Origin of the sequence: Corynebacterium lubricantis DSM 45231 (assembly GCF_000379425.1) — a bacterium.
In the GTDB taxonomy this organism is placed as follows: Bacteria; Actinomycetota; Actinomycetes; order Mycobacteriales; family Mycobacteriaceae; genus Corynebacterium; species Corynebacterium lubricantis.
This window is the reverse complement of sequence record NZ_KB902238.1, coordinates 111,698-124,200: the sequence shown is the minus strand read 5'-3', so window position 1 is coordinate 124,200 and position 12,503 is coordinate 111,698. Positions and strand designations below refer to the sequence as shown.

Annotated in this window: 10 protein-coding genes and 1 pseudogene; 5 read left to right on the top strand and 6 right to left on the bottom strand. The window is 58.9% G+C overall.

The annotated features are described in order from the left end of the window. Together A37O_RS16610 and A37O_RS0114320 are read right to left on the bottom strand one after the other, a co-directional pair. A pseudogene (locus A37O_RS16610) lies at positions 1-131 on the bottom strand (IS256 family transposase); the annotation flags it as partial. A gap of 140 nt (positions 132-271) precedes the next feature. Further along, on the bottom strand, positions 272-697 hold the full coding sequence (locus A37O_RS0114320) for an OsmC family protein (protein ID WP_018298204.1): 426 nt from the start codon (positions 695-697) through the stop codon (positions 272-274). Between the two features lie 92 nt (positions 698-789). Between A37O_RS0114320 and A37O_RS0114315 the strand changes: the two genes are divergently transcribed. After that, on the top strand, positions 790-1,191 hold the full coding sequence (locus A37O_RS0114315; RefSeq protein ID WP_018298203.1) for a YbaN family protein: 402 nt from the start codon (positions 790-792) through the stop codon (positions 1,189-1,191). Beyond that, positions 1,169-3,586 carry an excinuclease ABC subunit UvrA gene (locus A37O_RS0114310; protein ID WP_018298202.1) on the top strand — a complete coding sequence of 806 codons (2,418 nt, stop codon included), beginning with the start codon at positions 1,169-1,171 and terminating at the stop codon, positions 3,584-3,586. Before A37O_RS0114315 ends, A37O_RS0114310 begins: the two co-directional genes overlap by 23 nt. 328 nt (positions 3,587-3,914) lie before the next feature. Here the strand turns inward: A37O_RS0114310 and A37O_RS0114305 are convergent, their stop codons facing one another. After that, the gene (locus tag A37O_RS0114305) at positions 3,915-5,924 is read right to left on the bottom strand and encodes an IS1096 element passenger TnpR family protein (RefSeq protein WP_018298201.1); all 2,010 of its coding nucleotides are present in this window, start codon (positions 5,922-5,924) and stop codon (positions 3,915-3,917) included. Between the two features lie 292 nt (positions 5,925-6,216). Here A37O_RS0114305 and A37O_RS15745 point away from each other — a divergent pair, with 292 nt between their 5' ends. The 3 genes from A37O_RS15745 to A37O_RS0114290 are packed head-to-tail and all read left to right on the top strand — an operon-like array spanning position 6,217 to position 9,471. Further along, positions 6,217-7,326, top strand: a complete 1,110-nt coding sequence (locus A37O_RS15745) for an alpha-hydroxy acid oxidase (protein WP_342661967.1) — start codon at positions 6,217-6,219, stop codon at positions 7,324-7,326. A gap of 1 nt (position 7,327) precedes the next feature. Beyond that, a complete protein-coding gene (locus A37O_RS0114295) occupies positions 7,328-8,668 on the top strand; it encodes an MFS transporter (RefSeq protein ID WP_018298199.1) in 1,341 nt (446 codons plus the stop codon). Between the two features lie 14 nt (positions 8,669-8,682). Continuing rightward, the gene (locus A37O_RS0114290) at positions 8,683-9,471 is read left to right on the top strand and encodes a metallophosphoesterase family protein (protein WP_018298198.1); all 789 of its coding nucleotides are present in this window, start codon (positions 8,683-8,685) and stop codon (positions 9,469-9,471) included. On the opposite strand, the gene A37O_RS0114285 is transcribed toward A37O_RS0114290, so the two are convergent. The 3 genes from A37O_RS0114285 to A37O_RS0114275 form a co-directional block, all read right to left on the bottom strand. After that, positions 9,468-9,779 (bottom strand): Rieske (2Fe-2S) protein, encoded by a 312-nt coding sequence (locus A37O_RS0114285; protein ID WP_018298197.1) that lies wholly within the window; start codon positions 9,777-9,779, stop codon positions 9,468-9,470. The two genes, A37O_RS0114290 and A37O_RS0114285, sit on opposite strands and share 4 nt — an antisense overlap. 231 nt (positions 9,780-10,010) lie before the next feature. Further along, entirely contained in the window at positions 10,011-11,315 is a 1,305-nt protein-coding gene (locus tag A37O_RS15605; RefSeq protein ID WP_083912676.1) for a dicarboxylate/amino acid:cation symporter, read from the bottom strand. Between the two features lie 158 nt (positions 11,316-11,473). Continuing rightward, positions 11,474-12,427 carry a GlxA family transcriptional regulator gene (locus A37O_RS0114275; RefSeq protein ID WP_026196406.1) on the bottom strand — a complete coding sequence of 318 codons (954 nt, stop codon included), beginning with the start codon at positions 12,425-12,427 and terminating at the stop codon, positions 11,474-11,476. Positions 12,428-12,503: the final 76 nt, after the last annotated feature.

The window sequence follows — 12,503 nt, the reverse complement described above, 5'->3', positions numbered from 1 at the left end:
TGGTCGGCTTGGGCGGACAGCAGGAGGTTGATGGTGTCCTGGAGCATCTGGCGCATCAGATCGGGTGAGGCTTGGGCCAGCAGGTCGTCGAGGTATCCGGTGGGGTCGATATGATTGGGCGCGGAGGCCATCGTTGGTGTCCTTTCGAGGATGTGTAGGAGCTGAGTCGAAAGGTACCGCGGTGGTCTCCTTGCTGGTCGGCAGGGGGGGTTCACCAGGCGGTAGCTGTACACCACACTATTGGACGCAACCTTGTTTCGAGCCCGGTTTACTAACTCAAATTCTCAAACGTCACGTTCGTCTCGTGCTCGACGGTGCGCGACACCGTGCAGTCCTTTTCATGCGAGATGCGAATCAGGTTATCCACTAGGCCCTGCGCCTGCTGACCGGCCTTATCGTCAGGGAAGTGGACGGTGAATCCAACGCGCACGTCGCTGAGGCGCGAGGCACCTTCCTCATTCACCCGGTCGCCTTCGGCGTGGACAGTGAATTCGGTGGGCTCCGATCGTCGAGAAGTAACTACGTCGACGTCCACGGCGGTGCACCCGACGAGCGCAGCAAGAAGCACCTCGACGGGGGACATCAGGCCCTCGCCCTGACCGAACTCGATGCTTGCGCCCTTGCCGTTCGTTGCCTTGTAATGCCTCTGCGATTCGCGCGTGAGGTCGATGGAATAGGTCTTCGTAATCTCAGCCATGACACCACATTACGCGCGCAGAGGCGGCCCAAAACAGAAGCGGCCCGAATGACCACTTCAATCCCTCAATCTAAAGTTGTAGAGTATTAGGTATGCTCAAGCCGATCCTGATCACCGTGGGGGTAGTCTCTCTCGCCCTCGGCGCGATCGGCATCGTCCTTCCCATCCTGCCAACCACACCGTTCTTGCTGCTCAGCGCCTTTTGCTTCGCGCGCAGTTCCACGCGGTTGCACAAATATCTACTCAATCACAAGGTCTTCGGCACCTATATCTCCAACTACTACAATCACGCGATGACGCCGAAGCACAAGGCGCGCACGCTCGCTGTCATGTGGCTGGGCATCATCATTTCCGCGCTTCTCATCGGCGCTACCGCGACGTGGATTGTCCTGCCCATCATCGCTGTGCTGGTGAGCATTCACATCATTCGGCTGAAGCCCCAGCCGGAGAAGTCCCGAGTAACCTGGGACCATGCTTCAACCGACCCACATTGAGGTCCGCGGCGCCCGCGTCAACAACCTCAAGAACATCGATGTAGATATCCCGCTCGGCCAGCTCGTCGCCATCGCAGGTGTGTCAGGTTCCGGTAAGTCCTCGCTCGCCATGGGCGTGCTCTACGCGGAGGGCTCGCGTCGCTACATCGAGGCCCTGTCTACGTATACCCGCCGGCGCATGAGCCACGCCCCGCGCGCGGACGTCGACCGCGTCACCCACGTCCCGGCAGCCCTCGCGCTGCGCCAGCGCCCCTCAGTCCCCGATGTGCGCTCCACCTTCGGCACCACTACTGAGCTGCTCAACGTCATTCGCCTCATCTTCTCCCGCCTCGCCCGCCACAAATGTCCGAACGGACATTACAACGAACCGAGCCTGAATGTCGCCGCCGAAAAGCCCGTGACCTGCGCAACCTGTGGTGTTCAGTTCAACCCGCCCGGCGCGGAGGACCTTGCGTTTAACTCCGACGGCGCCTGCCCCACCTGCGAGGGCCTGGGCACCATCCGCGAAGTCGACGACGCAAGCCTGATCCGCGACCCCGCTCAATCCATCGACGAAGGCACCGTCCTGCCCTGGCAAACCTTCGGATTCAACGTCCAACCCGACATCGTGCGCGAATTCGGCGTACGCACCGACGTCGCTTGGCAGGACCTCGAGGACTGGGAGCGCGACATCGTCCTCGACGGCCCCGAGGAAAAGAAGCACATCACCGTCACCACGAAGAAAGGCGTCCACGACCTCGACTTCACCTTCCGCAACGCACGCCTCACCGTCACCGAGGAGCTCAAACGCGCCGACAACGACAAGCGCCTCGCCAAAGTCGCACGTTTCCTCACGGAGCGCACGTGCCCCAGCTGTCACGGCACAAGGTTGTCCGAAGAGGCACGGACACCGCTTATCGACGATTCCTCCTTGGCCGATGTCACAGCCCTCACCCTGCGCGAAGTCATGGATTGGGCGGAACACGTACCCGAGACCGTGCCAGAACCCATGAGCAAAATGGCGCTGACGCTTGCAGACACGCTCACCCACATGGGTGCGCGACTCGTCGAGCTCGGTTTGAGCTACCTCTCGCTGGATCGCGCTGGAAACACCCTTTCCACCGGCGAGCGCCAGCGCGTCCAGCTGGCCCGCGCGGTGCGCAATGAAACCACCGGGGTGCTCTACGTCCTCGACGAGCCCTCCATCGGACTGCATCCCTCCAACCTCGAGGGTCTGCACGGAGTGATCCGCGATCTGCTTTCCGGTGGCAATTCAGTAGTGATGGTCGATCATGATCCGCGCGTGCTCGCCGAGGCCGACCACCTCATCGAGATCGGACCAGCCTCGGGTAGGCACGGGGGAGAGGTCACCGCTCAGGGCTCGATCGAGGAAGTTTCCAATAGCTTGATCGGCGGTTACATCACCGGCCGCACGACCGTTAATGCCCGCGAGCCCCTCGGCCCGGCCGATGACCACATTCACATCACCACCACACCACTGCATACGGTGCACGCGCTCGATGTAAAGCTTCCCGTCGGTCGCATGACCACCGTGACCGGAGTTTCCGGTTCCGGCAAGACCACCCTTGTTCTCGACTCGCTCGTGCCTGCGCTGCAGGGCAAGGAGCCGGCGCACGTGTCGTCGATAAGCAATGGTGGAATTGCGACCGTGCATGTCGTCGACGCGACGCCGATCGGCGCGAACGTGCGCTCCACGGTGGGTACGTATACTGGCGTGCTTGATCAGCTGCGACGCGAGTATGCCAAGGTCAGCGGCCTGAAGGCTGGTGATTTCTCCTTCAATACCGGCAAGCTGAAATGTCCTGAATGTGAAGGCACCGGCAAGATTTCGCTGGACGTGCAGTTCCTGCCCGACGTGGACATTACGTGCCCTGAATGTGGCGGCTCGCGCTATTCGCCGGAGGCCAGCGAGTACCGGCGTGGCGGTCTCGCACTGCCCGAGCTACTTGCCATGACTATCGACGAGGCCCTAGAGCACACGGCAGACCTAGCAAAAGTCCATCGCACTTTGCAGGCGATGAGCGATGTCGGGCTGGGCTACCTCACGCTCAACGAGGCAACCCCGGCGCTCTCGGGCGGTGAGGCGCAGCGCCTCAAGCTGGTCGGGGAGCTACATCACAAACAAGAGAGTGCGCTTTTTGTTTTCGACGAGCCCACGGTCGGATTGCACCCCCAGGACGTGGCTACGCTGATCGGGGTGCTGCAGCGACTGATTGATAAGGGTGCGACGGTGCTAGTCATTGAGCACGACCTCGACCTGATTCGAAACTCGGATTACCTCATCGATTTGGGGCCGGGCGGGGGAGTCGACGGTGGCCAAATTGTTGCTACGGGCACTCCGGAGGAAGTGGCTGCGAATTCGGAGAGTGTGACGGGACGGTACTTGGGGGAGTAGGGATGTTTCACGTAAATTATTGTTTCTAAGTTCCTCACTCATGTGAGTGACAGCGTCACTTTTATCAGTGAGAGCTCACTTTTATTAGTGAGAGCCCATTTTCTATTAGTGAGGGAGTGAAAGTTGTTAGTGACAGCCCATTTTGTATCACTGACAGCCTCACTCTTATTAGTGAGGAACACTGAAGAACACTGACTTTCACTCCAGCCCTCCTGGAACTAGGGCATCGTCGACAAGCATTCTCCGCCCGAACCTCGAAAGCGTGACGGGACGGCAGCTCTCGCGATGCCTCGAGATGTAGCAATGTTTCACGTGAAACATTGCCTAATCACGGCCTCGTCTCGGGGGTCATCTCTCGAAGTCGCTCCGCAATGGCGTGAGTAATCGCAATACGACCCAGCGACGTCAACTCTGGTACTTCACCCAGCAACGGATTGACCTTCTGCATTCCGAAGAAGTCGCGCAGCACATTCGCCATCTCCGGAATCTGCTGGGACCGACCTTTGGCATATGGCAACTCGGAATTGTTACCGAGCGTCATATTCAAAGACTGCTCCTCAACTCCGAGCAATCGCGCAGCCTTGGTGCGCCCAATTAAACTAGCCAATCCATCCAGGAGGACAACGAAGTTCTCGTTTCCATAGAAACCGGGCAACAGCCCATGCAGGATCGGATAAACAGCAGCATAGGGCTCGTCCATAACTTCCAGGCCCAGCTCGGTCAGGACATAATGGCCATTCTCGCGCGCGTCAACGATGAAGCCGCAGTCCTCGAAGCAAAGCACCACAGTGTCTAGCAACGTCAATTCAGGGGCACTGACCATGTCCACGCCAGAATCGAGAAGCATTGTGGTCAGCCGTGGGTCAATCGACTCCTCAGGCTCCCACGGAACAACGATGCCACCTCCGGAGAACGGCCGTAATGCTGCAGTAATCACAGGCGCAAAGTGAGCACTCAACCGAATGAAATCATCCTCCGACAATTCTTCACTGAATGTCTTCAGGTCGACCGCACTGATCAATGTATTAAATGTTGCGCTTAGATCGCAGAGCGTATCGACGATCTCCGGAACTCCGGCCGACGCCGAATCCCCCCTAGACTCATCCACACCGTCCAGCATGTTATTCAACAACGTACTCAGGTACCTCTTCGCCTTGGGCCCCAGCTCGCCTTTGGGATTCATCCACCCTGCAACTTCAAGCAACGCAAGAGTCGGCCGAGTCAGATCATCGGAGGAATACTGTTGGTTCAAGGGCACTACTCGACGAGAAAGCTCAAGAACTCTGAGGGGAGCAACACCACTGGCCATGGCCAATTCCTCGGCAAAACAACTCATCGTTTCTAACTTTGTGGGATAGAGCAACATCACCATCTCAGGAATCAATTCACGACGAATGGAGCCCTTCCCCGCAGAAGTCACCCGCAGATTTCCCCCATGCACTTCTACCTGCCCAGTCAGCTGCAGCCATTCGCGCAACCCAAACAACGCGTCCACGTCTCGCTCTTTTCGGGGAACGGGGCGTTCGAGCCTAATCGCGGACATCAACTCTTCGAGTGCCGCTGGCTTGATATATCCCGCGGGAGTGAGAGGTACATCGTGAGTGTCAACAAATCGCAGATATCGCAATGGCACGACGCCCAATTCGGTGACCTCTTGGCTTGATACTTCATCAGCGGTTTGACCCAGCGAAACCAGCTCACGCAGCGCGAGAAGGGAAAAATTCGTTTCAGAGAACTCTCGATTTTCCTCGTAGCGCAACTCGATGTCGCGAGCCGAGGGGAAAGGAGGAAAGATAGACAGCTCGGCGAGCTTTACCTGAATCTCGTCCCCGCGGGGCTCCGTGAGATGAAGAAATGCTGCCTCCCCGCGCTCGCCGGTGTACTGCTGCAAGAGGTCATTTTCCCCCCGCGACAACTCGTCGCCCCGGAACGCCCGCGAGGCGAGGCTATAAATGTCCTTTAACCCGGGGATGCCACCTACATCGTCAATTCCGCGGAATTCTGCTGTTTTCATCAGGGCAAAATGCTCTGTCGCGGCGTCCAATTTCTCTTTCACCTCGACCGCAACTTCCCAACCATCACCGAAGTCATAGCGATAGGTTGCAGAGTCACCCACCGCACCGAGAAGTCTTCCTATACCGACCTGAAACCCTTGGTCCATATCTACTATCGAGCCGTCACTACCGGTGATATTCCACAGATGAGAACCTGTCCAATCGAATACCACTTGGATCGCCTGATGCAACGAGTGCATGGCAAACGAGGAATCTGCCAAAAGGACGAATTCGTAGCCCTCGTCAAAGCCCTTCAGCTCAAGTGAAAGTACAAGCCCAGCCATCGGAAACAACCTTTCTCATGCTGGTGATCTACTACAAGCGTAGAACATCAACAGCAGCACGTCACTGCTTATCGGCGAACCAAATAGCCAGAAGTTCCCAGCCGCCCGATACAGTGTTTTCGTTCCCCTTATCACCTATTTCTGCAGTGCAAAGGACTCCGATGACCAAGCGTCTCGTTCCGATGGATCGGCAGCTGCCCGACCCATCCATATTCACCGATTTTTTGAAGTTCAAGAAGCCGACAGCGAATCGTGTCAAGCCAGGCTCGATGGGGCACAGGACGTGTGGGACTTGCGCGCCATCGCTAAACGACGAACGCCGCGTGGCCCATTCGACTACGTCGAAGGCGCCGCCGAGCAGGAAATCTCGCTCGGACGCGCACGCCAGGCTTTCCGCGAGCTCTCTTTCCACCCGCAGGTGCTGCGCGACGTGGAAAACGTCGACCTCACGGCTACCTTCTCTGGGGCCGAGTCATCGATGCCTCTGGCCATCGCGCCAACGGGATTCACCCGTATGATGCACTCGGAAGGGGAGATGGCGGGCGTTACTGCAGCTCACAAGGCTGGCATCCCGTTCTCCCTATCCACCGTGGGCACGGCCAATATTGAAGAAGTTGCCGCGGCGGGCCCGTACGGCCGCAAGTGGTTCCAGCTCTACATGGCCCGCGAATCTCGTGAAATCTCCGAGGATCTGATTGCACGCGCAGACCGCGCTGGATACGACACTCTGATCGTCACCGTGGACACCCCAGTCGCGGGCGCGCGCCACCGCGACGCACGCAACGGCATGACTTTCCCGCCACAACTTACGGCAAAGACTGTCCTCGATGCGTCTTACCGCCCGGAGTGGTGGTTCAACTTCCTCACCACCAAGCCGTTGGGCTTCACCAACTTCGGCGAGGGCACGAAGTCGATCGCACAGATTGGCAATATGTTTGACCCGACGCTGGCATTCAGCGACATTCAGTGGCTGCGCAATCAGTGGAAGGGCACCTTGCTGGTCAAGGGCATCCAAACTGCCGACGATGCCGTGCGCGCCATGGAAGCAGGCGTCGACGGCGTCGTGCTGTCCAACCACGGCGGTCGCCAGCTCGACCGCGCACCGGTCCCGCTGCACACGCTGCCGGAAGTACGCAAGAGGCTTGGCGACGAGCCAACCGTGCTCGTCGACACGGGCATTATGTCGGGCGCAGATGTCGTTGCCGCGGTCGCTCTCGGTGCCGACGCAGCTCTCATCGGTCGCGCCTACCTCTACGGTCTGATGGCCGGAGGAGCAGAAGGGGTTGTGCGCTTGCTAGACATCATGCGCTCCGAGATGACGCGCACCATGCAGCTGATGGGTGTGAACTCCCTGTCCGAGCTGCACCCAGACCTGGTGTCCTTGAACTGGAAGGATAACTAAATTGTCCACTAAAACTTCCAGGGCCACCAAGGCTGGCCTTCGCCCGGGCGGTGGCCGCGCAGTCCTCGCTTCGATGCTGGGCACGCTGGTGGAGTGGTACGACTACGCACTCTACGGCGCTGCCGCCTCCCTGGTCATCGGCCCCCTGTTCTTCGGCCAGCTCGACGGTGGCCAGGCCATCGCGGCTTTTGCCACGTTCGCGGTAGGATTCATCGCCCGCCCGTTTGGCGGACTGCTCATCGCTCACTGGGGTGACAAGCGTGGGCGAAAGCCAGCAATGCTGTTCACCATGATCATCATGGGAATCTCCACCGTTGGCATTGGTTTGCTGCCGACGGCGCAAGATATAGGCATCTGGGCCGTCGTCTTGCTGGTCCTCCTGCGGCTGCTCCAGGGCCTCGGCGCAGGCGCCGAGCTCTCCGGAGCCATGACGCTGGTGGCGGAATACGCCACTCCAAGCAAGCGAGGCCTGTGGACCTCCCTAGTCATGGCAATGCCACCAGCAGGATCCGCCGTAGCCACACTCGCATTCCTCGCCGTGGCGGCGCTGCCCGAGGAGAACTTCTATGGCTGGGGCTGGCGCCTGCCATTCTTGGCCTCCGCGGTGCTCTTCCTCGTGGCCATCTACATCCGCACCAAGCTTGAAGAATCCCCCGACTACAAAGCCGCCATGGATGCCAAGGACGAGCGCGAGAAGAAGGCGAAGACCCCACTAGCCGAGCTGCTGCGCACCCAATGGCGCGAGGTCATCCTCGGTTTCATGGCCGTGACCGGTCATAACGCCAACAACTACATCATCTCCATTGCCTCGATCACCATCATGGTCACCTACGGCGGCCTCGAGCGCACCACGGCACTAGCCGTCGTGCTGCTCGGTTCCCTCATCGGCATTCTCATGTCGCCGGTCGGAGGCATGGCAGGAGATCGGTTCGGCGCCGGAAAGACCATGGCTTTTGGGGCCCTCGTCGGCCTCTTCTTTGCCTTCCCGCTGTTCCAAGCACTGGTCTCGGGCAACTCGCTCGCAGCCTTCGCAGCGCTGGCCGTATCTTATGGCGTTGTGCTGGCGTGTACGTCGGGTGCACAGGGCGCGTTCCTGGCCAATCTCTTCCCAACGCGCACCCGCTTCACAGGCACCGCTCTCGCTCGCGAGACCAACGGTGCAATCGTCGCAGGTCTGACTCCGATGATTGTCACTGCGCTCTTCGAGTTCGGCAACGGATCAATCACCTACCCGGCTATCTACATGGCCGGCTGCTTCCTGGTCACCTTCCTCGGAGTCACACTCGCGAAGGGGAAGGGCGACAACAAAGTAGAAACCCAGCTACAAACGGCGCCTGCCTAGGCTAACCTCGGACTATGGCAAGAACTCTGTGGGCAGTCAGTGACATCCATGTCACGTTCAAGGAGAACCAGGCGGTCGTCGATAAGCTTGCTCCGCGCGACCCCGGCGACTGGTTGATCGTCGCCGGCGACGTCGCCGAACGCATCCCCGACGTCGTCCGCGCCCTCAAACCGCTTGCCGAATGCTTCGCCAAAGTCATCTGGGTACCCGGCAACCACGAGCTCTTCAACCGCGCCTCCGACCGCGTCAACGGCAAAGCCCGCTACCGTGCGCTTGTCGGCGAGCTGCGCGCCATCGGCGTGGTTACACCCGAAGACCCGTTCCCCGTCTTCGGCGGCGTGACCGTCTGCCCACTGTTCACACTCTACGATTACACGTTCCGCCCGCTGGGGCTGACCGCGAAGCAGGCGGTGGCAAGGGCAAAGATCAAGCTTGACGACGAGCTCGCCATCGCACCTTACGTAGACATCGAACAATGGTGCGCCGAGCGCATCGAATACTCGGAGGATCGCCTCGATGCGGTGCGCGGTGAAACCATTTTGGTGAACCACTGGCCACTCGTGATCGAGCCAACGCACCGACTCACCGAGCCAGATATCGCCCTGTGGTGCGGCACCACCGCGACCAGGGATTGGGCGGTGAAATACCACGCCCGCATGGCCATTCACGGCCACCTGCACATTCCGGCGGAAACGCGCGTAGATGGCGTGAGCCACATTGAGGTCTCGCTGGGCTATCCGTTTGAGAAGCACCCGCCTCAGTTCCGCAGGCCGTGGCCTCTCGAGGTTATGCAGACGGGTTAGGCCTGCTTAGGATCCACCCAAACTTCCCCGTCGCGGATCTCCACTGGGTAGGTATTGAGGCTGCCGTGGGCGGGGTAGCGGAGTGTCTCTCCGCTTTTCGCGGAGTATTGCCCGTGGTGCAGCCAGCAATCGACGATGCCGTCGGTGCAGGTGCCTTGCGCGAGTGAGGCGCCGAGGTGGTTACAGCGATCATCGATGGCAAATACTTCGCCGGTGGTGTCTTTGAATACGGCAATATCGCCGTTTTCTGTGGCTAGTTTCAGCCCGCGGCCGGGCTCCAGGTCTGCGAGGTTCGCTGCAAAGATCATGTGCTGATCATATCGGGAGGTTCCTTGCCACCTTAACGGTTGAGGGTCCACGAAAACCGTCGTCGTCAGCTGTGCACCCGAAACAGCGACCTTGGCTTTCGTTAAACTTCAACCGTTAAAGTGGCGCAGCGGTTGGCCGCGGTTGGCAACCAGCCCGGCAGACAGCCCAGAAACGCGAAAACCGCCACCCAGAAGGGCGGCGGCTAACTAGTCGAGAACAAAGAAGCGAAACTACTCAGGTTTCTCGTGCTTGTGTTGCGGCAGATCTTCGGGTTGGACGATGTCCTCTTCCCCGAAGCTTTCACCGCCGCCATCGACGCCGGCGAGAGCCTTCTCTTCGTAGTCCTCAACCGTGACTGCCTCGATCTTGCCAGCGGCGAAACGGTTGATGATCAGCGCGATTGCACCGTCACCGGTGACGTTCGCAGCGGTACCGAAGGAGTCGATCACGATGTAGGCAGCGATCATCAGGGCGACCTGGTTCTCGTCGAAACCAATCATCGAGGCGAGCAAACCAGTAGCTGCCATCACGGCGCCACCAGGCACACCCGGCGCGGCGATCATGGTGATGCCCAGCATGAAGATGAAGCCGATGGACAGGCCGAGCGAGATGTCCATGTTCGCCATGTAAATAATCGCGAACGCGTAGAGCGTTAGCTTCATCATCGAACCAGCGAGGTGGATGGTCGCGTTCAACGGAATCACGAAGCCGGCCACGTTGCGGTCGACATTGTTACGCAGGGTGGACTGCAGCGTCACCGGAATGGTTGCAGCCGAGGAAGAGGTACCCAGCGCAGTGAAGTACGCCGGCATCATGTTCTTCAGCGCGGTGAATGGGTTCTTACGCGCGATAGCACCTGCCACGATGTACTGCAGGAGCAGGTAAATCCAGGTCATCACGACGGCGAGGATGAGCACCTTGCCGAAGGCCGAAAGCGTCGAACCGAGGTTGTCGTTCATACCCAGGTTCAGGAACATGCCGAAAATGAACAGCGGCAGCAACGGAATCACAAAGGACGTGATGATCTTCATGATCACGCGCTCGAAATCAAGAGTGACCTTGAACAGCGTGTCCGACTTTACTGCGGTCATGGCCAGGCCCACGCAGAATGCGAGGACAAGCGCTGTCATGACCTCGAAAGGAGCCGGGATCTCAATGGTGAAGAACGGGGTTAGCCCGCCTTCGTCGATATCATCGACGTTCGTGTTTAGCTGGTCTCCAGCGAGCAAGGTCGGGTAGAGCGCTAGGGACACGCCGTAGGCGATGAGACCCGACAGGACTGTCGAACCATAAGCCACACCGGTGGTGATACCCAACCACTTCCCAGCGCCGCGTCCCAGGCTGGCGATTGCAGGGGTGATCAGCGCGAAGATCAGCACGGGAACGAAGAAGTTCAGAAAATTGCTGAACAACGAGTTGAACGTGATGAACACGCGTGCGAGCCACGTTGGGAAGAACAGGCTACAGATGATGCCAAGGATAATCGCGACGACAATCCTAAACAGCAAGCTGCTCGCGATTTTTTTGAAGTTTATAGGCGTACTTTCACGTATGCGAGAAATAACAGTGGACAATGACAGTGAAAGAGCATGGCGAATTCGGATTGGTCATGCCTTACCCGCTCATTTTCTCCCACGGGTGACGGATAAGGAAGCATAAGGTGGGTTTATTCAATACAAACTTGTCGAATCGCTTAGTCAACCCCATTTGTAAAATGCTTGCGGTACGCCGAGGGAGGCGTGCCATAAGCAGCAAGGAAACTCTGCCTGAAAGTCACGGGCGATCCATACCCGCAGGTCCTGGCTACACGTTCTACCGTCCAGGAGGTTGTCTCTAGGAGGCGACGGGATTCGTCGAGACGCTTTTCCGTGACCCACTGAGCGGGCGTTGCGCCCGTCAACTCCCGAAACTTGCGGGTGAAATTCCTGGTGCTCATTCTTGCTCGCGCTGCGAGATCTGCCACCGCAAGCGGCTGGTCAAGGTTTGCCAACGCCCAGTTCATGACACCTTGTATCGCATCATCGGAAACATCCACTGGCAGGGGGCGTTCGATGTATTGGGCTTGGCCACCATCGCGATGCGGAGCAATAACTAATTGCCGAGCAACTTTTGTGGCTGCGTCGGCACCCAAGTGTTTGCGGACGAGGTGGAGGCAGGCGTCGAGAGCAGATGCAGTCCCAGCGGAGGTCATCACATCACCGTGGTCGAGGTATAGGGCGTCGGGATCCACGTCGACGCGGGGCGCAGCCACTTGGAGCTGGTCAGCGCAACGCCAATGCGTCACAGCACTTCGGCCATCAAGAATTCCTGCTGCAGCCACCGGGAAGGCACCAAGACATAAGCCAGCAATTTCTGTACCACGAATGTGGGCCGACTGGATCAGCCCGACGAGCGGTTCTTCTGGGGTCCTTAAATCTGCATGCCAGGAGGGGAGAACAAGCAGGTCAGCCTGCTCAACCACCTCGGGTCCCGCTACGTCGCTAAGAATTGGTCCTTCAGCAGTTCGCACTGGCAGGCCGTCGTGGCTCCAGACTTGGGTTTGCCAATCCGACGCAATCCCAAGTCGCGCCACCTCGCCGAATACAGCAAGCGGGGAGGCCACGTGAAACATCGTGATTCCGTCAAAAGCGTGTATTGCAATCCGAATGTTTGGCCTAATTCCATCGATAGTGTGCGCTTCAGCCACTCACGCTACCTTGCCGGGCCCCGGCACACTAGAAGGA

What these genes read in the sequence shown, in the direction of transcription:
- A37O_RS0114320 (WP_018298204.1), bottom strand. Translation starts at nt 697, where the DNA reads ATGGCTGAGATTACGAAGACCTATTCCATCGACCTCACGCGCGAATCG.
- A37O_RS0114315 (WP_018298203.1), top strand. Translation starts at nt 790, where the DNA reads ATGCTCAAGCCGATCCTGATCACCGTGGGGGTAGTCTCTCTCGCCCTC.
- A37O_RS0114310 (WP_018298202.1), top strand. Translation starts at nt 1,169, where the DNA reads ATGCTTCAACCGACCCACATTGAGGTCCGCGGCGCCCGCGTCAACAAC.
- A37O_RS0114305 (WP_018298201.1), bottom strand. Translation starts at nt 5,924, where the DNA reads ATGGCTGGGCTTGTACTTTCACTTGAGCTGAAGGGCTTTGACGAGGGC.
- A37O_RS0114290 (WP_018298198.1), top strand. Translation starts at nt 8,683, where the DNA reads ATGGCAAGAACTCTGTGGGCAGTCAGTGACATCCATGTCACGTTCAAG.
- A37O_RS0114285 (WP_018298197.1), bottom strand. Translation starts at nt 9,779, where the DNA reads ATGATCTTTGCAGCGAACCTCGCAGACCTGGAGCCCGGCCGCGGGCTG.